The 25,137-nt window shown below is 68.9% G+C and carries 25 protein-coding genes; 11 read left to right on the forward strand and 14 right to left on the reverse strand.

The features are described 5' to 3' along the window. The first annotated feature begins 82 nt into the window (after positions 1 to 82). From uvrB to ACRSBM_RS06735, 4 genes are all read left to right on the forward strand, one after another. Entirely contained in the window at positions 83 to 2,245 is a 2,163-nt protein-coding gene (uvrB, locus tag ACRSBM_RS06720; RefSeq protein ID WP_434440722.1) for an excinuclease ABC subunit UvrB, read from the forward strand. Between the two features lie 342 nt (positions 2,246 to 2,587). Continuing rightward, positions 2,588 to 2,992, forward strand: a complete 405-nt coding sequence (locus tag ACRSBM_RS06725; RefSeq protein ID WP_434440723.1) for a MarR family winged helix-turn-helix transcriptional regulator — start codon at positions 2,588 to 2,590, stop codon at positions 2,990 to 2,992. A gap of 7 nt (positions 2,993 to 2,999) precedes the next feature. Next, positions 3,000 to 3,347 carry an MmcQ/YjbR family DNA-binding protein gene (locus tag ACRSBM_RS06730; protein WP_434440725.1) on the forward strand — a complete coding sequence of 116 codons (348 nt, stop codon included), beginning with the start codon at positions 3,000 to 3,002 and terminating at the stop codon, positions 3,345 to 3,347. Between the two features lie 354 nt (positions 3,348 to 3,701). Further along, the gene (locus ACRSBM_RS06735) at positions 3,702 to 4,094 is read left to right on the forward strand and encodes a VOC family protein (RefSeq protein WP_434440726.1); all 393 of its coding nucleotides are present in this window, start codon (positions 3,702 to 3,704) and stop codon (positions 4,092 to 4,094) included. Between the two features lie 45 nt (positions 4,095 to 4,139). On the opposite strand, the gene ACRSBM_RS06740 is transcribed toward ACRSBM_RS06735, so the two are convergent. Genes ACRSBM_RS06740 through ACRSBM_RS06750 form a run of 3 tightly spaced genes read right to left on the reverse strand, consistent with a single transcriptional unit; the run spans position 4,140 to position 7,964 of the window. Next, a complete protein-coding gene (locus ACRSBM_RS06740; RefSeq protein WP_434440728.1) occupies positions 4,140 to 5,066 on the reverse strand; it encodes an ABC transporter permease in 927 nt (308 codons plus the stop codon). Then, a complete protein-coding gene (locus tag ACRSBM_RS06745; protein ID WP_434440730.1) occupies positions 5,063 to 5,299 on the reverse strand; it encodes a hypothetical protein in 237 nt (78 codons plus the stop codon). The genes ACRSBM_RS06740 and ACRSBM_RS06745 overlap by 4 nt, the downstream gene beginning before the upstream one ends. Further along, the gene (locus ACRSBM_RS06750) at positions 5,292 to 7,964 is read right to left on the reverse strand and encodes an alpha/beta fold hydrolase (protein WP_434440732.1); all 2,673 of its coding nucleotides are present in this window, start codon (positions 7,962 to 7,964) and stop codon (positions 5,292 to 5,294) included. The genes ACRSBM_RS06745 and ACRSBM_RS06750 overlap by 8 nt, the downstream gene beginning before the upstream one ends. Positions 7,965 to 8,493: 529 nt before the next feature. Between ACRSBM_RS06750 and ACRSBM_RS06755 the strand changes: the two genes are divergently transcribed. Then, positions 8,494 to 9,504: a TerC family protein gene (locus ACRSBM_RS06755; RefSeq protein ID WP_434440734.1), complete on the forward strand. Its 1,011-nt coding sequence runs from the start codon at positions 8,494 to 8,496 to the stop codon at positions 9,502 to 9,504. A 69-nt stretch (positions 9,505 to 9,573) separates the two neighbouring features. Here ACRSBM_RS06755 and ACRSBM_RS06760 read toward each other — a convergent pair whose 3' ends face one another. Beyond that, entirely contained in the window at positions 9,574 to 10,782 is a 1,209-nt protein-coding gene (locus tag ACRSBM_RS06760; protein WP_434440736.1) for an amidohydrolase family protein, read from the reverse strand. A gap of 89 nt (positions 10,783 to 10,871) precedes the next feature. On the opposite strand from ACRSBM_RS06760, the gene ACRSBM_RS06765 reads away from it, so the two are divergent. Continuing rightward, positions 10,872 to 12,734 (forward strand): S9 family peptidase, encoded by a 1,863-nt coding sequence (locus ACRSBM_RS06765; RefSeq protein ID WP_434440737.1) that lies wholly within the window; start codon positions 10,872 to 10,874, stop codon positions 12,732 to 12,734. On the opposite strand, the gene ACRSBM_RS06770 is transcribed toward ACRSBM_RS06765, so the two are convergent. The 3 genes from ACRSBM_RS06770 to ACRSBM_RS06780 are packed head-to-tail and all read right to left on the reverse strand — an operon-like array spanning position 12,719 to position 15,022. Then, positions 12,719 to 13,756, reverse strand: a complete 1,038-nt coding sequence (locus tag ACRSBM_RS06770; protein ID WP_434440739.1) for a DUF6236 family protein — start codon at positions 13,754 to 13,756, stop codon at positions 12,719 to 12,721. The two genes, ACRSBM_RS06765 and ACRSBM_RS06770, sit on opposite strands and share 16 nt — an antisense overlap. Continuing rightward, a complete protein-coding gene (locus ACRSBM_RS06775; RefSeq protein WP_093596775.1) occupies positions 13,753 to 14,409 on the reverse strand; it encodes an RES family NAD+ phosphorylase in 657 nt (218 codons plus the stop codon). Before ACRSBM_RS06775 ends, ACRSBM_RS06770 begins: the two co-directional genes overlap by 4 nt. A 28-nt stretch (positions 14,410 to 14,437) precedes the next feature. Further along, positions 14,438 to 15,022: a DNA-binding protein gene (locus ACRSBM_RS06780; RefSeq protein WP_434440741.1), complete on the reverse strand. Its 585-nt coding sequence runs from the start codon at positions 15,020 to 15,022 to the stop codon at positions 14,438 to 14,440. Positions 15,023 to 15,177: 155 nt separating this feature from the next. Between ACRSBM_RS06780 and ACRSBM_RS06785 the strand changes: the two genes are divergently transcribed. Next, positions 15,178 to 16,347, forward strand: a complete 1,170-nt coding sequence (locus ACRSBM_RS06785) for a glycosyltransferase 87 family protein (protein WP_434440742.1) — start codon at positions 15,178 to 15,180, stop codon at positions 16,345 to 16,347. Here ACRSBM_RS06785 and ACRSBM_RS06790 read toward each other — a convergent pair. Then, positions 16,289 to 16,834, reverse strand: a complete 546-nt coding sequence (locus ACRSBM_RS06790; protein WP_434440744.1) for an HdeD family acid-resistance protein — start codon at positions 16,832 to 16,834, stop codon at positions 16,289 to 16,291. The genes ACRSBM_RS06785 and ACRSBM_RS06790 overlap by 59 nt on opposite strands. Positions 16,835 to 16,887: 53 nt before the next feature. On the opposite strand from ACRSBM_RS06790, the gene ACRSBM_RS06795 reads away from it, so the two are divergent. Continuing rightward, entirely contained in the window at positions 16,888 to 17,409 is a 522-nt protein-coding gene (locus ACRSBM_RS06795; protein ID WP_434440746.1) for a hypothetical protein, read from the forward strand. Here the strand turns inward: ACRSBM_RS06795 and ACRSBM_RS06800 are convergent. From ACRSBM_RS06800 to ACRSBM_RS06815, 4 genes are all read right to left on the reverse strand, one after another. Next, positions 17,406 to 18,293, reverse strand: coding sequence for a hypothetical protein (locus tag ACRSBM_RS06800; protein WP_434440748.1), 888 nt, complete (start codon positions 18,291 to 18,293; stop codon positions 17,406 to 17,408). The two genes, ACRSBM_RS06795 and ACRSBM_RS06800, sit on opposite strands and share 4 nt — an antisense overlap. 417 nt (positions 18,294 to 18,710) lie before the next feature. Then, positions 18,711 to 19,019: a type VII secretion target gene (locus tag ACRSBM_RS06805; protein WP_434440750.1), complete on the reverse strand. Its 309-nt coding sequence runs from the start codon at positions 19,017 to 19,019 to the stop codon at positions 18,711 to 18,713. A gap of 34 nt (positions 19,020 to 19,053) precedes the next feature. Then, positions 19,054 to 19,587: a YbaB/EbfC family nucleoid-associated protein gene (locus tag ACRSBM_RS06810; RefSeq protein ID WP_434440752.1), complete on the reverse strand. Its 534-nt coding sequence runs from the start codon at positions 19,585 to 19,587 to the stop codon at positions 19,054 to 19,056. A 137-nt stretch (positions 19,588 to 19,724) separates the two neighbouring features. Next, entirely contained in the window at positions 19,725 to 20,099 is a 375-nt protein-coding gene (locus ACRSBM_RS06815; RefSeq protein WP_434440754.1) for an FKBP-type peptidyl-prolyl cis-trans isomerase, read from the reverse strand. Between the two features lie 172 nt (positions 20,100 to 20,271). Between ACRSBM_RS06815 and ACRSBM_RS06820 the strand changes: the two genes are divergently transcribed. The 3 genes from ACRSBM_RS06820 (at position 20,272) to ACRSBM_RS06830 (ending at position 23,551) form a co-directional block, all read left to right on the forward strand. Continuing rightward, complete coding sequence (locus tag ACRSBM_RS06820) at positions 20,272 to 21,078, forward strand: S1 family peptidase (protein WP_434440755.1); 807 nt, start codon at positions 20,272 to 20,274, stop codon at positions 21,076 to 21,078. Positions 21,079 to 21,132: 54 nt separating this feature from the next. After that, positions 21,133 to 23,082 carry a beta-propeller domain-containing protein gene (locus tag ACRSBM_RS06825; RefSeq protein WP_434440756.1) on the forward strand — a complete coding sequence of 650 codons (1,950 nt, stop codon included), beginning with the start codon at positions 21,133 to 21,135 and terminating at the stop codon, positions 23,080 to 23,082. Between the two features lie 67 nt (positions 23,083 to 23,149). Beyond that, positions 23,150 to 23,551 (forward strand): nuclear transport factor 2 family protein, encoded by a 402-nt coding sequence (locus ACRSBM_RS06830; protein ID WP_434440758.1) that lies wholly within the window; start codon positions 23,150 to 23,152, stop codon positions 23,549 to 23,551. 34 nt (positions 23,552 to 23,585) lie between these two features. On the opposite strand, the gene ACRSBM_RS06835 is transcribed toward ACRSBM_RS06830, so the two are convergent. Next, positions 23,586 to 24,341, reverse strand: coding sequence for an EI24 domain-containing protein (locus tag ACRSBM_RS06835; protein ID WP_434440759.1), 756 nt, complete (start codon positions 24,339 to 24,341; stop codon positions 23,586 to 23,588). A gap of 48 nt (positions 24,342 to 24,389) precedes the next feature. Further along, entirely contained in the window at positions 24,390 to 25,064 is a 675-nt protein-coding gene (locus ACRSBM_RS06840; RefSeq protein ID WP_434440761.1) for a GNAT family N-acetyltransferase, read from the reverse strand. Between the last annotated feature and the right edge of the window lie 73 nt (positions 25,065 to 25,137).

A 25,137-nucleotide genomic window follows, 5' to 3' on the forward strand; every position in this document is an offset into this window, starting at 1 on the left:
GGTCGGCACACCCAAGGGTCGTTGTGGCGCTCTGACCAGCCACAATCGGAAATTGTCAGACCTGCGGCGTAACGTGCTTCCCGTGGCATTCGCAACCGAGCTTCCGCCAGAGGAGAGCACCGTCAAGGCGCACTCCGAGCACCGTCCCGTCGGCGACATCGTCCGCACCGAGGGGCAGTTCCGCGTGGTCAGCGAGTACCAGCCGGCGGGCGACCAGCCGGCTGCGATCGCCGACCTGGAACGCCGCGTGCGCGCCGGTGAGCGCGACGTGGTGCTGCTCGGTGCCACCGGTACGGGCAAGTCGGCGACCACGGCGTGGCTGGTCGAGAAGCTGCAGCGCCCGACGCTGGTGATGGCGCCGAACAAGACCCTGGCCGCCCAGCTGGCGAACGAGCTGAAGGAGCTCTTCCCGCACAACGCGGTGGAGTACTTCGTCAGCTACTACGACTACTACCAGCCAGAGGCGTACATCCCGCAGACGGACACGTACATCGAGAAGGACTCGTCGATCAACGAGGACGTGGAGCGCCTGCGCCACTCGGCGACCATGTCGCTGCTGACCCGGCGTGACGTCATCGTGGTCGCCTCGGTGTCGTGCATCTACGGCCTGGGCACGCCCCAGTCGTACCTCGACCGCTCCATCCCGCTCGAGGTGGGCGTGGAGGTCGACCGCGACGCGTTCCTGCGCCTGCTGGTCGACGTGCAGTACACCCGCAACGACATGTCGTTCACCCGCGGCTCGTTCCGCGTGCGCGGCGACACGGTCGAGATCATCCCCTCCTACGAGGAGCTCGCCATCCGGGTCGAGTTCTTCGGCGACGAGATCGACAAGCTCTACTACCTCCACCCGCTGACCGGCGACGTGGTCCGCGAGGTGAAGGACCTGCGGATCTTCCCGGCCACGCACTACGTCGCGGGCCCGGAGCGCATGGAACGCGCGATCCGCGACATCGAGGCGGAGCTGGAGACGACGCTCGCGCAGATGGAGCGCCAGGGCAAGCTGCTGGAGGCCCAGCGCCTGCGCATGCGCACCCAGTACGACCTGGAGATGATGAAGCAGGTCGGCTTCTGCAACGGCATCGAGAACTACTCGCGCCACATCGACGGCCGCGGTCCCGGTACGGCGCCGGCCACGCTGATCGACTACTTCCCGGACGACTTCCTGATGGTCATCGACGAGTCGCACGTGACGGTGCCGCAGATCGGTGGCATGTACGAGGGCGACGCCTCCCGCAAGCGCAACCTCGTCGAGCACGGCTTCCGGCTGCCGTCGGCGATGGACAACCGCCCGCTGACGTGGGAGGAGTTCGCCGACCGGATCGGGCAGGTCGTGTACCTGTCGGCGACGCCGGGGCCGTACGAGATGGGCCAGGCCGGCGGCGAGTTCGTCGAGCAGGTGATTCGGCCCACCGGCCTGGTCGACCCCGAGGTCGTGGTCAAGCCGACCGAGGGGCAGATCGACGACCTGGTGCACTCGATCCGCGAACGGGCCGAGCGGGACGAGCGGGTGCTGGTCACGACGCTGACCAAGAAGATGGCCGAGGACCTGACGGACTACCTGCTGGAGCTGGGGATCCGGGTCCGGTACCTGCACTCCGAGGTCGACACGCTCAGGCGCGTGGAGCTGTTGAGGCAGCTGCGGCTCGGCGACTTCGACGTGCTGATCGGCATCAACCTGCTGCGGGAGGGTCTCGACCTTCCCGAGGTGTCGCTGGTGGCGATCCTCGACGCCGACAAGGAAGGGTTCCTGCGGTCGGGAACGTCGCTGGTGCAGACGATCGGCCGTGCGGCTCGTAACGTGTCCGGTGAGGTCCACATGTACGCGGACCGGATCACCGACTCGATGCGGCACGCGATCGAGGAGACCAACCGGCGCCGGGCCAAGCAGATCGCGTACAACACGGAGCGCGGGCTCGATCCGCAGCCGTTGCGCAAGAAGATCACCGACATCCTGGAGGCGGTGTACTCCGAGGTGGAGGACGAGGTTCCGGTCGGCGGGTCCGGGCGGAACGCGTCTCGGGGGAAGCGGGCTGCCGGTGAGAGCGGCCGGTTTTCCGGGGTTGTCGCCTCGCACGAGCGGGCCGGGATGGCTCGGTCCGAGCTCGCCGATCTGGTGCAGTCGTTGACCGATCAGATGATGAACGCGGCTCGGGACCTGCAGTTCGAGTTGGCGGCTCGGTTGCGGGACGAGATCCAGGACCTGAAGAAGGAGTTGCGCGGGATGGACGCCGCCGGAGTCAAGTGACCTTCGAAGAGCGCCCGTTTCGTAGGTCGGCTCCGTGTCGCGTGGCGGTGCCTGGTTCGTAGGTGCGCGAGATGAGCCAGGAGGGTGAGGCAGCCACCACCTTGGTTTTGTCGGCAGGACTGGTCACCTGCGGCATCGCCGACGAGTGTCCACTGTGGAGCAAATGTGGACGCCGTGTGCGTTGCGTGAGTGCGGCGGAAGCGGTGGGTCACGTGTCCGACGGGATTTGGTTCAACGCTGTCGCGTAAATCGCCCTCTGGGGTGAGATGTTCGCTGACAGCTTTCGTCAGGCCCCAGGACGGCCATGATCTCACGGTGGATGTGGACTCCCACCTCGCCGCGGTGGAGCAGGCGCTGATCGCTGTGCGGCGCAGTCAGTCACGTCGGGCGTTGGCCGAGTTGGCTGTTCCGGCTTTTGACGTCCTTGATGTCGTGGAAACGGCCGAGCGCACCGGTGCGCAGGCGACGGTTTCCAGTGTGGCTTCGGCTTTGCACGTCGATCAGCCGCGGGCCAGCAAGCTCGTCACCAGTGCCGTCGACGCCGGGTTGGTGTCGCGGATCGCCGACAAGGCGGACGGGCGGCGGGTGTTGCTCGTGCGCACGCCGCAGGGCCGGGCCACGTCCGCTGAGCTGCACCGGGCGCGGCAGAACGCTTGTGCGGTGGCGATGGCGGGCTGGAGTGATGCGGAACGGGCGGAGTTCGCCCGGCTGCTCACGCGTTTCGTCGAGGTGTTCGGCGCGCGATAATCCTGTTGTGACGCTGGACGAGTTGATCGCCTACTGCGCCGGCAAGCCCGGTGCGGAGGAGACGTATCCGTGGGGTGAGACCGAGTTGGTGTGCAAGGTCGGGGGCAAGGCGTTCGCCTTCATCGGGCTCGACGTACACACCGTGGGGCTCAAGTGCGGTGTCGATGCCGAGGCCGCGTTGCCCTGGCGAGAGCGCTTTCCCGGCGACGTCACGGTGAGCGGGTACATCGGGCGGTACGGGTGGAACACCATCGCGCTCAAGGGATCCGTGCCGGACGACGACCTGCTGGAGCTGGTCGACGGGTCCTATGACGCCATCGTCGCGCGGTTGCCGAAGTCGAAGCGGCCCGCCTAGGTGTACTTGGCCGGGATGTTGGTAGCGGTGGACAGGTGTTGACGTGGGGAGAGCCTCCGGTTGGGGTGTGGTTTGTCTAGGACCCACGTCAGCGGAAGGCTCTCGTGTCTCACCGTAACGCCCGGACCACGTTCCTGGGCAGACTGCTGATCGTCCAGCGGTATCAAGCCGGGTGGCCTCAAGCCCATATCCCGGCCGCATCACTCACCGCGCCGTACCAGCGCCGAGCTCGAGCAACGCATCGTCGCGCTGTGCCGTGAGCAGCGGCGTGGATCTCGAAGTGCACGGGACGTGACATGAGCGGGCACGCTACTCCGGACAGTGGTTGTCCGCATTGGTCTCTACGGTTGCTTCATGGCAATCGGAATCCAGGTCACGATGGACGCGGCGGACCCCGGCAGGCTGTCCGCCTTCTGGGCGGAGGCACTCGGTTACGTGGTGCAGCCGCCGCCTCCCGGCTTCGAGTCGTGGGAGGACTTCGCCGTCAGGAACAACATTCCGCAGGAGTCGTGGAACGACTTCACGGCGATCGTCGATCCGGAGGGCAAGGGGCCGCGGATCTTCTTCCAGCGCGTGCCCGAGGCCAAGACGGCCAAGAACCGCGTCCACCTCGACGTGAACGCGGGACTCGAGGCGGTCGATCGGCTCGTTGCCCTCGGGGCGACAAAGGTCCAGGAGTTCAAGGACGCCAAGGGCCACTGGGTCGTGATGCTCGACCCCGAGGGCAACGAGTTCTGCGTGCAGTAGCCGGTGACCGGCGACCTTCGCTGGGCAAGGCCGCCGGTCGCGGCGCTAGCTCGTGATGTCCTTCGTCTTGAACTGACGTGCCGCGAGCAGCGTGAAGATGCCGCCGTAGACGAGCGCGGAGAACGTTCCGCGGGTCATCTCCGACCAGTCGATGTCGGTCGAGAGCAGGTCGGCCCACGCCATCGCGTAGTGCGTCGGCAGGTAGTTGCGCAGGTCCCCGAGCGGTTCGATCTGGTCGAGGATCTGCGACAGGATCGAGACGAGGACCGTGCCGCCGACCGCGCCGAGAGGTGCGTCGGTGGAGACGGACAGGAACATCGCGAGACCTGCCACCCAGAACAGGTTGATCGAGATGTAGACGACCGCCAGCGCCATGCCGAGCACGCCGTCGCCGAACGGGGCCGCCTCGCCGGTCGGGCTCACGACCTCGCCCGCGCCGTACCAGACCACGCCCACCGCCAGCGCCACCGCGGGGAGCAGGGTGAGGGCGAAGATGCTGAGGATGCCGCTGCTGATCGCCTTCTGGCGCAGCAGGCGGTGCCTCGGGATCGGTGCGGCGAGCAGGTACTTGAGGCTCGACCACGACGCTTCGGACGCGATCGTGTCGCCGAAGAACAGCGCCACGATCATCGGCAGCAGGAAGCTGCTGCTCACGAACAGCGTCAGCACCACGAAGTTGATGCCGCTGGCGGTCGCGAGGTCCACGAAGCCGCCGGTGCGGCGGTTCGGGTCCGACTGACCGATCTCGAAGCTCAGCGCGAGGATGAACGGCAGCAGCACCAGGAAGCCCAGCACCAGCTGGGTCCGGCGGCGGCGGATCTGCCGTTGCAGCTCCACGTGGATGCGCAGTGTGCGGCGCGCCTTGTAGCCGACCGACGAGCCGTCCGGAGCCACCTTGGTGTGCTGCTGGGCGGCCGCGTCGGTGAGGTCGTTGAGCGCGCCGGGATCGGTGTGGACGCCGTTGTCGCTCATCGGTCCACCTCCTGCCCGGTCGGGGCCTTCGTGCGGTTCGGGTTCGCGGTGAGGACGGTCTTCACCACGGGCGTGACCTCGGCGGGCCCGGAATTGTCGGTGTCGCCTGGGATAATGGAATCAAGGGGACCCCCTTCGCCGGCGAGCAGCGTGCGCTCGCTCGACGAGGGGACCTCTGCTTCGGCCTGGGCGTCCGTGGTTGCGCACGCCGCTGCCATCAGGAAGTCATTCACCGACCAGCTCCAAGAACGCGTCTTCCAGCCTGCGGCGCGGACCCGCCTGGTCCACCGCCACGCCTGCCGCCACGAGGGCGGACAGTGCGGCGGCGCGCGGGACGCCGTTCATCGACGCGTGCACGGCGTCCTCGTCCTCGTGCACGTCGTGCACGCCTTCGATGCTCCGCAGGACGTCGGCCGCCTTCGAGGGGGAGTCGACGCGGAACGTCGCCTCGCCGCCTCCCGCCGCGATGTCGGCCACCTCGCCGGCCGCGACGAGCTGGCCCTTGTGCATCACGACCACGTGCGAACAGGTCTGCTCGACCTCGGCCAGCAGGTGCGACGACACGACGACCGTGCGGCCCGCCGCGGCGTAGCGGCGCAGGACCTCGCGCATCTGGTGGATCTGGGGCGGGTCGAGCCCGTTGGCCGGTTCGTCCAGGATCAGCAGGTCCGGGAGGCCGAGCATCGCCTGGGCGATCGCCAGCCGCTGGCGCATGCCCTGGCTGTACGTGCGCACGCGGCGGTGCACCGCGTTGCCGAGGCCCGCGATCTCCAGCGCCGCCTCGACGTGCGCCTCCTCGACCGGCCGGCCGGTCGCCGCCCAGTACAGGCGCAGGTTCGCGGCGCCGGAGAGGTGCGGCAGGAAGCCGGAGCCTTCGACGAACGAACCGATGCGCGACAGCACCGGAGCGCCCGGCGTGACCTTGTGGCCGAAGACCCGGATGTGGCCCTCGGACGGGTGGATGAGGCCCATCACCATGCGCAGCGTCGTGGTCTTGCCCGCGCCGTTGGGTCCGAGCAGACCGAGGACCATGCCGTGCTCCACGCGGAACGACAGGTCCTTCACCGCGGTCACGCCACCGGGGTAGGCCTTCGTCAGGTTCGAGATGACCAGCGGCACGCCGGCGAGGTCGGGGTCCGAGTCCTGCGCCATGCGACGGCGGAACATCGCGACGATGCCGGCGCCGATCAGCACCAGCAGCGCGATCACGATGCCCCACAGGGCGCTCGTCGGGAAGCCGGTCGTCACGTTGCGGCCGGGCACCACGGGCACCGAGATCTCCTCGGAGGCCAGCGAGATCCGGTACGCGGCGGGCTGTTCGGCGTTCGCGAACGCCTGGTCCGTCGTCGACACCACCAGAGCCAGCTTGTGCTCGCTCTCGACCGGACGCACGGCCGGAGGCAGCGTCACGGTCACCTCGGCGGCCGAGCCGTCCGGCGGCAGCGCCACCCGGAACGGGGCCACGGTCGAGCCCGGCAGCACGCGCGTGCCGTCGGCCGAGACGTCGTAGAGCTTGGCGAACAGGATCGCCTCACCGGAGGTCTGGTCACCGCGCGCGACGCGCAGCTTCACCGTCGACGAACCGGTCAGCAGCAGCTGCGAGTCCAGGGCTTCCGTGCTGAACACCGCGGCCTGACCTGGCAGGTCGAGCGACAGCCGCGACGAGATCGCGGACGAGCGCGACAGCGCGGAACCCAGGCCCGGCAGGTTGCTGATCGCCGCCGGGTTGCCACCGGCCGGGTTCACCGCCACCTGCTCGCGTCCGGACAGCTTCAGCGTCCTGCGCTCGGTGGAGGAGCCACCGGAGAGCCCCGGGTAGGACGGTGCGACGACCGTGCGCAGCGACGGCTGGCCCGACGAGCGGAACGCGCCCTGCACCGCGTACTCGAAGCCGGTGCCGGGGTCGGTGCCGTTGCCCCGCAGGTGGAAGTCCATCCAGTCGGCGATCTCGCCCCGCAGCGCGGTGCCGGGGTTGCCGCCGTCGTGACCGCCCGCGTACCAGACCATCTTGACCTTGCCGCCGGCCGCGGCGATCTGGCGCGCGGTCGCGTCGGACTGGTCGAGCCCGAACAGGGTGTCCTGCTCGCCCTGAACCAGCAACGTCGGCTGCTTGATCTGGTCCGCCACGGCGACGGGGGACGACTTGCGCAGCAGTTCGAGCGTTTGCTGCGAGGCGCTGCCCGTCGTGGCGACCTCCGTGTAGGCGGCGCAGACCTCGGGCGTGAACCGGCCGCAGGCGCCCAGTGACGGCGTCGGCTGCTGCTGGCCCTGAGCACCCGAGCCGCCACCCGGCTGCTGTTGCTGCTGGTCGGCGGGCTGGTTCGACTCGGTCTGCCCCATCTCCGGCGCTTCACCGGTCGGCGAGGAGAGGTCGATCGACGTCATGCCCGCCGAGAAGAAGATGCCCGCCCACGACCGCTTGAAGACGCCGTCCTCGGCGAACGCGGTGGCCGCCGGCGTGGCGTCCGAACGCGGTGTCGCCAGTGCCGAGTTCGGCAGGAGCGACTGCGCGAGGTCGTTGTACGTGATGATCGGGACGAGGGTGTCGACGCGCTTGTCGACGCCCGCGAGCAGCAGTGACAACGCACCGCCGTACGACGCGCCTGTCACGCCGACGCGCGGGTCGCCGCCGCTGTCCTTCTGCACCTCGTCACGTGTGCCGAGGAAGTCGAGCAGCTTCTGGGCGTCGCGGACCTCGCGGTCGAGCGAGTTCAGGGCGATCTGGCCGGTGCTGCGGCCGAACCCGCGCGCGGACCACGTCAGCACGACGAAGCCGCGTCGCGCGAACTCCTCCGCCTGGGTGTGCACGCTGCGCAGACTGCCGCCGAAACCGTGCGCGAGCATGATCGCGGGCGCGGGCGTCTGCTGGGGGAGGTAAAGACGCGTCTCGATCGTCACCGTCTGAGCGCTGTCAGGGCTCTCAGGTGCGTCGATGGTCGCTTCTTTGAAGGAAACGGCTACGGGGTCGTCTCCGGATCGAGTGAAGTACACGCCGCCGGCGACGAGGGCGAGTACCACGATCAATGCGGGGATCGTCCACCTGCCGCGAAGGCGGGAGAGGCGGGACACAGCGATGACGATAGGCGAGTTTTGCTGAGAACGGCCTGTCGGGATCCGGTCGCGGTCTCAGCATGAGTGGATCTTCAGCAGGCCTTCAGGTAGTGGCAGGTTCAGATTCGAACGACACGCTGCGTATTCCCGTTGCAGCAGGTTGCGTGGGTCTGCTCACCCTGTGTGGCGCTAGACGGACTCCGTAGAGCACAATATTGACGCAGCATGGAGGGGAGTACTCCCTAAGCGGCGGTGTCGTCAGTACGGAGCTCGGCGTGGAGCTCCCGGTGCCGTCGGTCGTTCGAGAGATCATCTCGGCGGCGGAGGAGACCTCCGGGTTTATTTGGCATGCGCTAAGAATCCCGGAGGTTGGGTTGTGAACGTCCCCGCATGGATGTGGATCGCGACGATCGTGGGTCTGCTCGTTCTACTAGCCGTCGACCTCGTGATCGTCGATCGAAAGCCCCATGAGGTGACGATCGGTGAAGCCGCCCGCTGGGTGATCTTCTACGTTGCGATGGCCGTGCTCTTCGGTATCGGCATCTGGTACTTCTCCGGTGGTCAGTACGCGACGGAGTTCTTCGCGGGGTACATCACCGAGTACTCGCTGAGCGTCGACAACCTCTTCATCTTCTTGATCATCATGACGACGTTCAAGGTGCCCGCGATCCACCAGCACAAGGTGCTGCTGGTCGGCATCCTGCTCGCACTCGTCATGCGTGGCATCTTCATCGCGGCCGGCGCGGCGCTCATCAGCCAGTTCAGCTGGGTGTTCTTCATCTTCGGCGCGTTCCTCATCTACACCGGCTGGCAGCTGGCGCGGGAGAACCACGACGAGGAAGAGGACTTCAAGGAGAACCTGATGCTGCGCATGGTGCGCAAGGTTTTCCCGGTGACCAACGACTTCCACGGCTCCAAGTCGTTCATCAAGATCGACGGCAAGCGCTTCGTGACCCCGATGTTCATCGTGATGGTCGCGATCGGCTCCACCGACCTGCTCTTCGCGCTCGACTCGATCCCCGCGATCTTCGGCCTCACCAAGGAGCCGTTCCTGGTGTTCACGGCCAACGCGTTCGCGCTGATGGGCCTGCGTCAGCTGTACTTCCTGCTCGGCGGCCTGCTCGCGAAGCTGGTCTACCTCTCGATCGGCCTGGCGGTGATCCTCGGCTTCATCGGCGTGAAGCTGATCCTCGAGGCGCTGCACACGAACACCTTGTGGTTCCTCAACGGTGGTGAGCCGTTCCACGTGCCGACGATCGGCATCGAGGTCTCGCTGTCGGTGATCATCGGCGTGCTGGCCATCACGACGATCGCCAGCCTGCTCAAGGTGCGCCGCGACCCGGACTCCGCGAAGCACGTCGGCGCGGGCGCCGACGCCAACCACTAACGGGTACTTTTTCCGGCACGCGGGGGCCCTACGTACTGTCTGACGGTACGTAGGGCCCCCGCGTGCAAACTAAGGCTGGACGGTGGGGGTGCCGTTCTGGTACACGGCGCGGATGGCCTGTTTGAGGGTGCCGGCCTCCACGTGCTGCTCGGCATCACCCTCCACGAGAACGAGATCGGCGAGCTTGCCAGGGGCGAGCTCGCCGAGGTCGTTTCCGAGGCGCATCAGCTCGGCGGCCGACGTGGTGGTCGCGTAGAGCGCCTCCGCCGGCGACATGCCGTACTCGACCATCAGCGTCAGCTCGTTCAGGTTGTCGCCGTGCGGGCCGACGCCGGAGTCGGTGCCCATCGCGATCTTCACACCGGCCTGGTGCGCCTTCTGGAACGACTGGAAGTGCTGCGAGACAACGGATTTCGCCTTGTCCAGGATGACGTCCGAGATCGCCACGCCCGCCGCGGCCTGGTCCAGGACCATGCGCGGGGCCATCAGCGTCGGCACGAGCCAGGTGCCGTTCTTGATCATCTCTTCGACGCCCTCGTCGGTGAGGAAGACGCCGTGCTCGATGGACCGCACACCGTTGCGCACGGCCGTGAGGATGCCATCGCCGCTCATGGCGTGCGACATGACCGCGATGCCCGCGGCGTTCGCCTCCTGCACGATCATCGCGATCTCCTCGTCGCGGAAGTGCGCGTGACGGGGGTTGCTGCGCGGTGACATCACGCCGCCGCTGGACGCGATCTTGATGATGTCGGCGCCGTGGCGGACCAGCGTCCGGATGACCTTGCGCAGCTCCTCGGGACCGTCGGCGACGGTGTCGGGGAGGCCGGGGTGCAGCGGCGGCGAGATGTGCGCACCGCACTGCATCCAGTCGTCGTTGTGGCCACCGGTCTGCGAGACCATGTTGACCGCGATCTGCATGCGCGGGCCCTGGATCAGCCCGCGCCGGACCGCTTCAGCGACACCGAGGTCCGCGCCGAGCGCGTCGCGGACCGTCGTGATGCCGCACTGCAGCGTCGCTTTCATGTTGCCGATCGCCTCGTAGAACGGCAGCGAGAACGGCGTGTTCAGCGACCGCACCAGGTCGGCGCCGCTGAACATGAAGTGCACGTGGCAGTCGAACAGCCCCGGCAGGATCGTGTGGCCGGTCGCGTCGACCTTGGTGTCACCGTCGAGTCCGATGCCGACGTCGACGATGCGGTCGCCCTCGACCACCACGTCGCCGGGCTCTGTCGCCCGGCCGGTGAAGACCCTGCCCCCAGAGAACACGATGCGCGTCATAGGCGCGAATCTATGCGGCGAGTCAATTTTTGTGATCGGTCAACAAATAACTCTGAGCTTTGCTAACAAGTTCTGTTAGCGTCCACGCCGTGCGCCCTGAAGACCTGCAGCTGCTCACCACGCCCGGCACCGTCGCCGTGTCCGGAGACCTGGTGCTGGTCAGCATCACCACGCCCGACCTCGACAAGAACACCTACCGGGGCGGTCTGCACCGGGTGTTCCCGGACGGCACGACAACACCGTGGACGCACGGTGATCGTGACAATGCACAGCGCATTTCTCCCGACGGCCGGATGGTCGCGTTCCTGCGCGTCAGTGGAAAGTCGAAGCCGCAGCTCTACGTCGTCCCGGTGGACGGCGGCGAGCCCCGCCGGCTGACCGACCTGCCGCTGGGCGCCGGTGCCCCGGTGTGGTCGCCGGACTCGTCGCGGATCGCGTTCGTCGCCCGCGTGCCCGAGGCCGGCCGTTACGGCACGACCGACGACGGTCCCGAGGCCGAGGCGCCGCGCCGCATCACGCGCCTGGACTACCGCGTCGACGACGTCGGCTTCCTCGCCGACCGCCGCCCGCGCCTGCACGTCGTCGACCTGGACGGTGTCGTCTCCGAGGTCACCGACGGTGCGTACGACGTCTCCGACCCGGCCTGGCTCGACGACTCCACGCTGGTGTTCGTCGCGCCGCGCGACCTGGGCGTCTCCGAGACCCTGCACTGTGACCTGTACACGGTCCCCGCCGCCGGCGGCGAGGCCTCGCTGCTGGTCCGCGGCGCCGGTGAGGTCTCGATGCCGTTCGTGGCCAACGGGTCGCTCTACTGGCTGGGCACCGAGTTCACCGGGATCGAGGCGGTGGCGCGCAACCACGGCTTGTGGAAGTCGCCGGTGGACGGTTCGGCTCCCGTCCGGCTCACCGACGTCGAAACCGTCGACGTGGAACGGCTTTCCGGCCAACCGGTGGCCGACTCGTCGGGCGTGCTCCTGGTCGTGCGCAACCGCGGTGCGTTGGAGCTGCAGCGAATCCCGTTCGACGGCGGGCCCGGCGAGGTGCTGGCGGGTTCCAAGGCCGCCGTCCGGTCGTTCGCTTCCGACGGGTCCACTGTGGTCGCTGTCGTGTCCACTCCGGACAGCCCTGGCCAGGTCGAGTTCGTCGGAACCGGCGTGCGCACCGCGTTCTCGTCGGTCGGCTCTGCTCGCCGCGTCGTCGAGCTCTCCGGTGAGGCCTCGGACGGATATCCGGTGCACGGCTGGCTGGTCCTGCCAGAGGGGGAGGGCCCGCACCCCGTCGTGATGGCGGTGCACGGCGGCCCGTTCATGTACCACAGCTGGGGTTTCTTCGACGAGGCCCAGGTCTGCGCCACCGCCGGGTACGCCGTCGTGCTGCCGAACCCGCGTGGCTCGGCGGGCTACGGCCAGGCCCACGGTCAGGCGGTGATCGGCAAGTTCGGCACCGTCGACGTCGACGACGTGCTGTCCCTTTTGGACGTTGCGCTCGCTCGGCCTGACTGCGACTCCGAACGAGTCGGCGTCATGGGCGGCTCCTACGGCGGCTTCATGACGTCGTGGCTGTCCGCGCACCACGGCGAGCGCTTCAAGGCCGCCTGGAGCGAGCGCGCCGTGAACGCCTGGGACTCCTTCTCCGGCTCGTCCGACATCGGCTACTTCTTCGCCGACGCCTACTGCGGCACCGATCCCGAGGCGCAGCGCGCGATGTCGCCGCTGACCTACGCCGAGAAGATCAACCTGCCGTTCGCCGTCGTGCACTCCGAGCAGGACTGGCGCTGCCCGCTCGAACAGGCCCAGCGCATGTTCGTGACCCTGAAGCGCCGCGGCGTCGAGACCGAGATGCTGATCTTCCCCGGCGAGGGGCACGAGCTCACCCGGTCCGGCCAGCCGCGGCACCGCAGGCAGCGCTTCGACGCGGTGCTCGAGTGGTGGGGCCGCTACCTCAGGGCCTGACCCGCCCGGAACAGCCAGCCGACCGGTGACTCCCGCACCGTGTCCGCCTTCAGCCACACGCGGACGCGGCGCGGGACCAGTTTGACCGAGCGGAGCTTGTCCTCCAGTTCCAGGAGTTCGGCGCGGACGAGTTCGTCGACCGCGACGCCGATGTGCAGGTCCGTCGTCGCTTCCGCCCTCAACTCGGTGAAGCGATCCCCGACGTGCGCGCGGAAGCGGTGGAAGTCCTTGGGGAACGTCTCGCGCAGCTCGAGGATCTTCTCGGCGGGGACGTCCGCCAGTCCTTCGGGCACGACGGCGTCCACCGCGGCGGTGACGAACGACTGCGTCGAGTCCTGCCTGGAGGAACGGGCCGGCAGGCCGAGCAGCACCTCGGTGATGTGGTCCAGGTCCTGAGTCATGAGCGCGCTGTGGGGAACCGCCTGATCGGTCAGGGGGTGCAGCGACTCGTACCGGGCCAGGTCGTCGGCCAGCAGGCACATGTAGACGGCGGCGAGCTCGGGGTGCATGCCGAGCCAGCTGAGGCCGTGGCTCTCGCCGAGACCGTTCGCGATGAGCCCTTGAACGGCGGAGAGACCGATCTTGCCGACGTGCAGGTAGGTGAGCCTCGGGTCGGCTCCCGGTCCGGCCGAGGTGGCGCCGCCGTCCCGGACCGCCCATCCCGCGCGTTGGGTGAGTCCGTAGCGGGGGCGGAGCTCGTCCGCACGATCCAGGACCATCGGGAAGAAGCGGTCGTGCCTGCCGGTGAACATCCAGGGGCGCGGCACCTCGGTCAGCACCTCGGCACGAACGAACTCGCGCGCGGTGGGCGAGTCCATCGTCTGGTATCCGTGCGGGACCAGACGGGCGATCGTCGGCCAGTACATCGCCGCGTACTTCAGCCACGTGTCGTCGCGGACGTGGATGTTCGGGTAGTAGAACGCGATCGAACGTGCCTGTCTGCGCGGCTGCTCGACGTGCAGGTTCCCGATCTGCGTCGCCGTCCCGGTGACGCCGCCCTTGATCTCGTTGTGCGTGCTCACCCGAGCAGTGTGTAGTTGAGTTCCTCGCACACGCGCGCCAACGGCAGATCCAGACCCGGATGGTCGAGAGGAAGCAACACGTCCGGGGCGGCCGGCAGCCCGGAGGCGCCGGGCGGGTCCCACAGGCAGATCGCCGGGTCGCCCGAGTCCATCGACGACCGGTACCAGAGCCCGTCCAGCTCCGGATAGGCCGCCCGGATGGCCCGCGACCACGCCTGCGTCACGATCTTCGGCCCGGTCGAGATCTCCTGCGACGCGCCGACGCGGGTGGGCCACAGACCGCCGAGGTCCAACAGCCGCAACGTGCGCCGAGGCCGGAGGACGACCAGGAACGGGCTGCGGGTGCGGCGGTCGACGATCGAGGTCGCCTGGAAGACCTCGGCGATCGACGTGCGCACGGACAGCCCGAAGTACAGGACGCCGTTCTCGTGGTCCTGGACCGGGCTGCCGTCGTCGGCCGGTTGCTGCGCGTCGAAACGGGCGTGCGGGAGCGGGCCCGTGTAGCGGAACGTGTTCCAGCGCTGGGGATGGGAGCCCTTCGCCGTGAACACACGCACCAGGCGGGTCGCGCGGTGCACCGCCACCACGTCCTCGGTGCGGCGCAGGTGTGCTTGGAGCACGGCAGGGGCAGGCGGCTGCGGAAGCCGTGACATTCGCGTCCTGTCGGGTGTTCGGGAATGGCTAGGCAGGTGTGCCGAGCACGCAGGCCAGGGTGGCGACGCGGCGGGGGTCTCCTCCTGCGAGGAGCCAGTCGCGCGGGGTCGCGGGCTTGCCGTCGACGGGCAGGTCCTCCTGGTCGGTGGTCATGAACGCGGCGACTACCAGCGCCGGTTGGTCCGGCGGGATCTCCGCCAGCACGGTTTCCAGGCCGGGCAGTACGCCGCTGCCCGCGAACTGCCACGCGGGCAGCCGCCAGCTGCCCCGGTCCTTCCAGCCCACGAGCCTGCCGACACCGAGCCGGTGCCGGATGCGGCTCGTGTCGACCTGGAGCTGGCGCGCGGCCTCGTTGACCGTCAGCGCCGAGTCGCGCAGCACCGCGTGCGCCACGACGGTGCGGGTACGGGGACGGGCGTCGTCCTGGTCCGCCGGGGAGAGGTCCAGACCGACGTCGCTCAGGGCGGCCTGCTGGTCCGGCGTGAAGTAGGTGGCCGGTTCCGGGTGTGGCGGGGCGAGCCTGCGTGCCGCGTCGGACACGAGGGCCAGGAACTCGTCGGGGCTCACCTGCAGGCCGGCCTTGGCCAGCACCGTCTCCAGCGCGGGACTCATGCGCACAGGGTATCCCGTGCGTGCGCTTTTGTGCGCCCTACGAACGGCTTAAGCGGTAATGTCCGACGTTGCGCGGCCACGCAATAACGCTACGTGAGATCTCCCGGCGCAGACCGTGACGTGGGCCTCATCTGGCACATCGATACCATTCCACGATGCAGCTGGACCGCTCCGCCAAGCGGGTCGTGGTGGCGTGGGCCGCCGTCATGGTCGCCACGCTCACCTACGTCATGCTCCGCCCACCGGGATGGTCCCTCGATCTCCGCGTCTACCGCAACGGCGGTGCGGCGTTCCTGCGGGACCTGCCCCTCTACGTCGACGGCTTCGCGAACCCGCTCGGCGGTCCGGACCTGCCCTTCACCTACCCGCCGATCGCGGCGGTGCTGTTCAGCCTGCTGGCGCTCGTCCCGCTCGGCGTCGCGATCTTCGCGGTGGCGGCGGCGAACCTGGCGATGCTCACCGCGTTGTGCCTGATCGCGGCCCAGCGCGTGGTGGGCTGGGGTCCGGGCGCGGTCAAGTGGGGGCTGGGCGCGGCGGCGGTGTCGTCGATCTTCGACCCGCTGCGCGAGACGCTGTGGTTCGGCCAGATCAACCTGCTGCTGGGCGTGCTGGTGATGGCCGACTGCCTGCTGGAACGCACCCGCTGGTGGCCGCGTGGCGCGCTGATCGGACTGGCCGCCGCGATCAAGCTGACGCCGGCGTTCTTCGCGTTGTACTTCGTGGCGCGACGGCAGTGGAAACCCGTGTTCGTGTCCATCGGGTCGTTCTTCTTCTTCGGACTGGTGGGGTTCCTCATCGCGTTCGGTGACGCGAAGGAGTACTGGACGCATGCGCTGCTCGACCCAGGCCGCGTCGGACGCCTGACCTACGCGTCGAACCAGGCCGTTCGCGGCATGCTCGCGCGCTTCGGCCTGGAGAACGGCGCCCAGGTCGCCGTGTGGCTGCTGCTGGCGGTGCTGGTCGTGGCGGCGGTGTGGTGGCTCGCGTCGAAGCTGGGCGATGTCGAGGCCTTCTTCGCCGTCGCGCTGGGCGGGTTGCTGATCTCGCCCGTGTCGTGGGGGCACCACTGGGTCTGGATCGCGCCCGCGCTCGTCCTGCTGGCGCGTCCCGCGCTGCGCCGCCACTGGGCGTCGTGGGCGATCGTGGCGGTGTTCGCGATCGGGCCGCACTGGCTGTTCCCGCGCGACAACGACGTCGAGCGGAACTGGGCGTGGTGGCAGCAGGTGATCGGCAACCTCTACGTGCTCGTCGCGGTCGCCGTGCTGGTCACGCTTGCCGTACGCGTGGTGCGAACGCGCCGCCGAACTGCTTCAACCGCAGGCTGAACAGCACCAGCACCACGCCCCACAGGATCGCGAAGACGCCGATGGTGATCACGAACGCCATCGCGCCCGCGGCCGGGTTCACGACCAGGATGATGCCGAGCAGCACCGTCAGCGCACCGGTGACGACGTAGAACCACTCGTTCGTCATCACCTTGCGCAGCCGGATGGCGTCGACGATCTGCAGCACGCCGGTGACGAGCGCCCACGCGGCGATGAGGAGCAGCAGCGCGGTCGCCGTGATGCCCGGCCAGAACAACGCGATCAAGCCCGTGACCAGGCCCAGCACGCCGATGAGGCCGAGCGCCCAGCGTGCGGGCCACTCCTTGTGGGTGAGGGTCGCGTAGAGCATCATCGCGCCGTCGAAGAGCGCGTAGGCGCCCCACAGGATGATCAGCGCCAGCAGGGTGAGGCCTGGCCAGATCAGGGCGGCCAGGCCGAACAGGACAGCGAACACTCCGCGCACCGTGAAGAGCCACCACCGTTGCATGGCCAGGATCGTCTCGGCTGTCGCGGAGGTCGGCAACCTGAGACCCTCGTCCGGTGCTGATCCGAGTGGCTGACTGGGAGCGCATCCGGTCCGGCGAGGTCACGCTGCAGTTCCGGCGGTGGAAACGGCCGGCGGTCAAGGCGGGCGGGACCTTGCGGACGTCGCTGGGCGTCCTGGCGATCGACGCGGTGGACGTCGTGTCGCGGCCGACCCGTGCCGAGGCGGTGGCGGCCGGGTTCCCGACCGTCGTCGCGCTGATGTCCTCTGTGGAGGGTCGAGAGGGCTCGCTCTACCGCGTCCGCCTGCGTTTCGTCGGGGAGGATCCGCGGGTCGAGCTGCGGTCGTCGTCCGATGTGGACGGGCTGGAGCTTTCGAGCGCGGCCGTGGCGTTGCTGCGGCTGATCGCGGCGAACCCCGGTGTGCGGGCCGCGGACCTGGCCGCCTCGGTGGGCCGCGAGAAGCTGCCGTTCAAGGCGGACGTCCGCAAGCTCAAGGCGAAGGGGCTCACCGAGTCGCTGGAGGTGGGGTATCGCCTCTCCCCGCGGGGAGAGGCGTACCTGCGAACGCTGGACTAGCTCTGGCCCGTGATGATCGACACCGCGCGCTCCTGCGTCTGGTCGCTCACCTCGGCGACCTGGAACCCGCGCGCGGCCGCGTGCGCGACCAGCTCGGGCTCCGGCGGGAGGCCGTACTTGCGCAGGTAGTGCGGCACGGCGCCGGCCCAGATCCAGGTGCCGTCGGTGCGGAAGTTGAGCGGCACGTCCTGCTCGCCGTTCTGCGAGAACTCGTCGAGGTCGTAGCTGCGCGCCGCCAGCACCACCGGCGCCGACTCCAGGTAGGTGAGCAGGCCGTCGAGCAGCTGCGGGTCGACCGGCTGACGGTTGACGATGATGCGGCCGTCGTCGTTCTTGCCGTCGTACACGCGTGCCGTGCGCAGCTCACCCTCACCCTGCTGCTCCACCTGCTGCGGCGGAACCTGGAACTCCTGCTGCTGGGGTTCCGGCTCGGGCGCGGGCAGCGGCGGCAGGCCGACGCGCTGGCGCCACCAGTCCGGAATCTGCCGGTCCGGCCGCGGGAACGTCTGCAGCTCGTCGCGGAAGCCGATGGGCGGCGGCGCGTTGCGCCAGCGCGGCTCGTCCTCGGCGTTGAAGTCGACCGTGAACGCCGCCGGCGCCTCGATCTCGTACGTCGCACTCAGCCACGTGCCGCGCTCCGGGTGGTACATGCCGCCGCGCAGGTGCCCGAACATCTGCACCACGTCCATCGGCGGCCGCACCGGTCGCAGCTGGCCGTCGGGTCCCGCGAACGCCAGGTCGACCTCGATGTGCCGTCCCGCCGCGCGGTACTCGGCCCGGATGCGCTGCCAACCCTGCGGTACGGCCGGCAGCATGGAACGGCCGATCTGCCGCACCAGCTGCTGCTGGTCCTGCTCGCTCAGCGGTGTCGCCGGCTGGCTCATGTGGTCCTCGCCCCTCTCCCCGTGAAAGCGCGCTGATCTTATCGGGCTACCGCGACGCGCGCGGGCCGGTCGGGCTTGACACCACTCCAAGTGGGTGCTGTCCCTGGTGGTTCCGGGTGATTTTCACCGGGTGGTCCCTGCTGCGGGCCGCCGTTCGCGCACGTCATGCCCGTCGAGCACCGCGCGCAGGTCCAATTCCCGGCGGTTGATCGTCCGCTGCTCGGCGAGCCGGCCGTGGGGGACGCCACCACCGCCACTCGCCGGCGTCGGCTCAGGCGACGTGTTCGTACGTCAGCGTGCCTTGGTCGTCGAACTCGGTTTCGAGCGCGAGTTGCCCGTTCGGGTGCCAGTTCCGGTTCACGCCGCCGAGCAGACCGAACCTCCGGGCTCGGCGGGCAGCGGATTCGGGGATGACGATCAGACTCCACCCGTGAAGGTCTGGGTGATCTGGTCCTCGATCGCCTGGTAGTGCTTGGCGGTCTCGGTGATCTTCTTCGAGGTGGCGTCCATCGCCTCCGCGGCGCCCTTCAGTGCGTCCATGCCCCACTGCTCGACGGGGTCGAGCAGCATCCGGAACGGCTGGCAGATGATGCCGTACGCGTCGGTCGGCATCGACACGGTGTTCGCCGCGTCCACTGTCGCTTGCAGCCGTCCTTGGAGGCCCTCCAAGGTCTTGGCGTGCGCTTCCAGCACGTCCGACGTGACGTTGAAACCACCGGCGGTCATCGAACCCCCTCAAGTTCGAGCAGCGGACAGGAGATCAGGAGAGCACGGACTGCCCGCCGAAGTCGTCGTCATCGTCCGACGGCGGGCGGCGGCGCGGGGGAGGCGGCGGTGGCGTCGGGCGGGCGGGTGGCGGGGCCTCGTCCTCCACCCGGAAGCTCATCTCGTTGCGGTCGTACGGCGTGCGCGTCGGCTCTTCGGCCGGCGGCGCCGGGAAGTTCTTCTTGGCCTCGTTGAACAGCACGTTGGCCGTCTCGTCCTGCGTGCCGATGGTCTCGGCCATCGCGTTCTGCAGCAGTTCGGGGATCCGGGACTGGGCGCGCTGCAGCAGCTTCATGATCTCGCCGCTGATCTCGGACATGCGCTTGCCGGCGGCCGACTCGTTGATCACGAGGTTCTGCAGGATCCCGTTGGACCCGACCAGGATCTCGATGGAACCGTCCTGCGACCGCTCGGAGATCGTCATCCCCTGCACGCGGGTCGCCATCTCCTGGTAGCGGGCGGCGCGGTCCTGGATCTTCTGGTTCCAGTTCGCGAGCATCTGCTCGGATCCGGCGATGTCCTCGGGCACCGGTGTTTCCCTCCCACAAGCGGCGGCGGACTCAAAGGATGACGCAGCCGGACCCGATCCCGTTCCAGCCCGGGGTCAAATCGGCTGAACGGACCAGCGGCGTCCCACTGATCGGACCAGCGGGACGCCGCCAGGCCCTAGTTCACGCCGAGCAGGTCGACGACGAAGATCAGCGTCTCGTTGGGCTTGATCACGCCACCGGCGCCGCGCGCGCCATAGCCCAGGTGCGGCGGGATGACCAGCTTGCGACGGCCACCGACCTTCATGCCCTGGACGCCCTGGTCCCAGCCCGCGATGACGCGGCCGCCGCCGAGCGGGAACTGGAACGCCTCGCCGCGGTCCCACGAGGCGTCGAACTGCTCGCCCGTCGAGTGCGAGACACCGACGTAGTGCACGGACACGAACTGCCCGGCCGTGGCCTCCGCGCCGTCGCCGACGGTGATGTCCTCGATCAGCAGGTCGGTGGGCGCCGGGCCGTCGTGCGGGTCGACCTCAGGCTTCGTGGGGGCCATCACAGACTTCCTCTCGGAACGGGGTTGTTCGCGGTCGATCCAATCACGCGCGCGCGTGCGCGGCCGAATGGCCTACGCGGACCAGCCCTTGCCGGTCCTGGTGCACCCATGTCTTTCTTTGATGACCAACGGCTCCTGCAGCCGGAGGACACAACAGAAGAAGGAGACCCCCATGGCGGCAACCCTGCACCGCCTCCGGTCACTACTCGGTGCGGCACTGGCGGCGGCGACGCTGTCGATGGCGTGCGTGAGCGTGGCCGAAGCAGATCCGGCTCCGACGGCCGACGGTGAGCTCGGCACCCAGATCGTGGGCGGCACGCGCGCGAGCACGTCCACCTACCCCTGGGTCGTCTACCTCGCCACGAGCAGCGGCTTCCAGTACTGCGGCGGCACTCTCGTCGCTCCCGACAAGGTCGTCACCGCCGCGCACTGCACCAAGGGCGACTCGGCGTCCGCCGTCCGCGTCGTCGCCGGCCGCGACGACAAGAACTCCACCGCGGGCACCGTCGCCCGCGTCACGCGGATCTGGATCCACCCGAGCTACCGCGACGTGACCCGCGGCTACGACGTCTCGGTGCTCACGCTCGACCGCAACCTGTCGCAGACCCCCATTCCGTTCGCCACCTCGGCGGACAGCGCGCTGTACGCCGCGGGCACCAGCTCGACGATCCTCGGCTGGGGCACCACCTCGTCCGGCGGTTCGTCCTCGCGCTACCTGCTCAGGGCCACCGTGCCGCTGACGAGCAACTCGAGCTGCTCCGGCTCGTACGGCAGCGACTTCAACGCCACGCACATGGTGTGCGCCGGCTACGCGCAGGGCGGCACCGACACCTGTCAGGGCGACTCCGGTGGCCCGCTCGTGGCCGGTGGCAAGCTGATCGGCATCACGTCGTGGGGTGAGGGTTGCGCGGCCGCCGGTTACCCCGGCGTCTACGCCCGCGTCTCGGCCTACGCGACGCAGATCCAGGCCCAGCTGTAGGAACGGCCGGGAAGGGCGAGCAACCCTTCCCGGCACTTTTTACGTCCTGGTGGCATGAACGGCAGAAAGCTGTTGGCCGGCGCCGCCGTGCTGGCCGTCGCCGGAGTGTGCGTGAGCTCCGCGGTGCGGGACGAAACCCTCACACCACCACCGGTCGTGGACCACGGGCCGGTGCGTCTCGTCGCGTTCGACTCGTGCGACAACGCACTGACCGAACTGCGCCGCGCCATGGCCCCGTACGTCAGCGCGTACGGCCTCGGCTCACCGCAGCTCTTCACCACGGAGAGCTCGGCGTCCGACACGAGCGCGGGCGTCGCGCAGAGGAGCGTGCCCGAAGCGAAAGCCGCCACGCCGCCCGCGCAGCAGCAGGAGCACTCGACGACGAACGTCCACGAGCAGGGCGTCGACGAGCCGGACATCGTGAAGACGGACGGAAAACGTGTCGTCTCCGTGGCCGACGGCAAGCTGCGCGTGATCGACGTCGCGAGCAAGGCCGTCACGCGCACGATCGACCTCGGTGAGCGCCGCGCCAGCCAGTTGCTCGTCTCCGGCGACCGCGCGCTCGTGGTCACCGACAACCCGGTTCCGTTCGAGAAACCGGTGCTGCCGCCCGGCCGGCCGTCGTACGCGCAGTACGCCGGCACCGAGCTCGTCCTGGTGGACCTCAAGGAGTTCAAGGAGATCGGCAGCCTCAAGACCGACGGCTTCTACCTCGACGCCCGCCAGATCGGCGGCACCGCGCGTGTCGTCGTCCGCTCGCAGCCGCGCATGCCGTGGGTGTACCCGGACCAGACGACCAACGAAGCGGGAGCGTTGCGCCGCAACAAGGAGATCCTGCGGACCGAGCCGATCGCGTCGTGGCTGCCGCGCTACGAGCTGACCGAGAACGGCGCGAAGTCGAGCGGATCCCTGGTGGGCTGCGAGAACATCAGCCACCCGGTCGTGCACTCGGCGACGTCGATGCTGACCGTGCTGACGTTCGAGCTCTCCGGCGCGCTCGGCACCGGCCAGCCGGTTTCGATCATGGCCGACGGCGATACCGTCTACGGCACCGACCGCAACCTCTACATCGCCGACGACCACCGCCTGGTGCCCGAACTTCCTGCCAGGCCACCGGTCCAGCGCCAGATCACCACGGCGATCCACCAGTTCGACATCAGCCAGGCGGGTCCGCCGAAGCACGTCGCGTCCGGTGACGTCGGCGGCACGCTGCTGAACCAGTACTCGTTGTCCGAGCACGACGGCGTTCTCCGCGTCGCCACGACGACCGGCACCGAGACCCGGTGCTGCTGGCGCATGCCGGCCGACATCGCGCCGCAACAACAACAGCAGCCTTCGGAAAGCTTCGTCACGACGCTGCGGCGCGAGGGCAACCAGCTCGCCAGGGTCGGCCAGGTCGGCGGGCTGGGCAAGGGCGAGCGGATCTACAGCGTCCGGTTCATCGGCACGATGGGCTACGTCGTCACGTTCCGCCAGACCGACCCGCTCTACACGCTCGATCTCAGCGATCCCCGGCAGCCCAGGGTGACGGGCGAGCTGAAGATCACCGGCTTCTCCGCCTACCTGCACCCGGCGGGTGACGGGAAGCTGATCGGCGTCGGCCAGGAGGCGACCGAGCAGGGCAGGACGACCGGCACGCAGGTGTCGCTGTTCGACGTGCGCGATCCCGCGTCACCGCGGCGACTTGCGCAGTACCACCTGCCGGGGTCCACCTCCGAGGCGCAGTTCGACCCGCACGCGTTCCTGTACTGGCCGCAGGACGGCACGCTCGTGATCCCCGTGTCGGCCTACAAGACCTACCACGAGGTCTCGTCGCTGGTGCTGCGCGTCGACGGCGACCAGTTGCGCGAGAGCGGCAGGATCGTCGAGCCGTCCAGCCAGAACCACGGCGGCGGTCAGCGGCGCACGATCGTGATCGGCGACCAGCTGTGGTCGATCTCCAGCGCGGGCGTGCAGGTCAACGCGCGCAACGGTCTGGCGCAGCAGGCCTGGCTGCCGTTCTGAGGCCGCAGCTCGGTCGTGCTCTCGGACGGGCGATATCGTTGATCAACGATGAGCGATGGGGAGAAGCATGACGATCGACCAGAACAAGGAGTCCGTCACCAAGCTGGTCGAGGGTCTGGGAACGAACGGCAGCCCCGACGCCTTTGACCTTCTGCACGAGGAAGCCGTGTGGACCGTCATGACCGACGCTGCCACTTTCCCGGTCTCCGGTGACATGTCGAAGCCCGCGTTCATCGAACACATGAAGAGGTTTCACGACTCGCTTCCCAGTGGGATACACATGTCGGTGACCAGCGTGATCGCCGATGAAGCGAACGCGTCAGTGGAGGCGACGTCGAACGCACTCCTCGTCAACGGGAAGAGCCTCGATCAGGTGTATCACTTCGCGTTCGAACTGGCGGACGGCAAGATCGTCGCAGCACGCGAGTACATCGACACGGCCCGCGCTCTCGCCGCGTTCTCCGGGTGAGCGATCTGTTGGCGACAACCAGTTCGCAGGTGCTTCAGGCAGCGGAACGATCAGCGGTGAGCAGGCGGTGCGACAACACCGTGCCGCCTGCCATCGCCGCCGGGATCACGATCATCGCGGCCAGCGGGATCAGGCACAGCAGGTAGGTGGGCACGGCGAACCCGAGCACCATCGCCCGGCGCGTCGCGAGGATCTGCCTGCGCTGCTTGAACGTCCGGCCGCGCCGCGTGAACGGGATGCCGGTCAGCTCGATGCCGAGCAGGTAGCCGTTGATGCACACCGCCAGCACCGGCACGACGGTCTGCCCGACGACCGGGATGAACCCGCAGACGAACAGCGGGATCGCGAACAGGATCGACGTGCCGACCAGCAGGAGCGTGCTGCGCAGTCCGACCAGGAACCCGCGCCACCAGCCGACCTGCTCTGCCTCCGGCACGCCGCCGAGCTCGTCCTCGACCTCTTCGGAGATGTACTCGTAGAACGGGCCGCCGATCATCAGCGTGATCGCGGTGAACAGCAGCACGCTCAGGCCGAGCAGGGCCGCGATCACCGAGATCCCGACGGCGACCTCGACGACGTTGCGCCAGGTCTCGCTCCACGAGTCGGCGAAGCCCGTCAGCCACCCGGCGATCGAGTCGATGCTGGTGAGCAGGAACACCCAGCCGGTGATCATCAGCGCGGCGGTGATGACCGCGGGCAACGCCCCGACCAGCACGCGCTTGGGCGAGCTGAACACCAGCTTGAACCCGCGCAGCAGCAGAGCGACACCGGCACCGAAGTCCTTGATCACGCGCGCAGGATAGTCGGTGCGGGATCGGGCCGCTGCGAGGTCCGGGAACTACTCGGCCGGTGCGGCGATGCAGGCCGTTCCGATCCGGCGGAACCCCACGCGCTCGTACACCCGCGCGACGTCCAGGCTCCCCGCGGACAGGAACACCAGCTCGGCGCCCCGGTCCAGGGCGTCGCGCGCCAGTTCGGCGGTGACCGCGGCACCGAGACCACGCCGCCGTGCGGCCGGGAGTGTGCCGATGCCCACGATCTCCACGACGTCGCCCGCCCGTTGCGCGGTGCCCACCGCCAGCACGCCCTCGCCCGGCAGGTCGGCCACCGCGTGCCGGTGCCGGGTGTCCGCCGGGGTGGCCGTCGCGAGCGCCGCGTCCCGTTCCGCCGTGCCTGCCTCGCCCGTCGCGGTGCCCGGCGTCGAGAACGCCAGCTGTGCCACCACCGACACCTCGGCGGGCCGCGGGCCGAGCACGCGCACGTGCGGGTGCGGTTCCGGCAGCTTCTCGGGGTCGAGGACCATCAACGGAGCTTGGAGCACCTCCAAGCCCGCCTCGATCGCGACGTCGAGGAGGCCGGGAGTCGTCTCGTGCACCCACTCGAACGCTTCGGGCACACCGAGTTCGCGCTGCCGCTCGCGCACCTTCAGCACGTCGTCGAGGCTCGGGTTCCCGCCGGGGAACCGGGGCCGCGCGTAGTAGGGGTAGCCGTCGCCCGCCTGCAGGAACAGCACCAGCTCGCCGTGTTCCTCAACGCGAGATCCCGGTCGGGGCACAGAGTCGTAAAACTCTTCCAGAACACTCCGC

The sequence above is a fragment of the Lentzea xerophila genome (genome assembly GCF_051094245.1).
GTDB classification, from domain to species: Bacteria; Actinomycetota; Actinomycetes; order Mycobacteriales; family Pseudonocardiaceae; genus Lentzea; species Lentzea xerophila.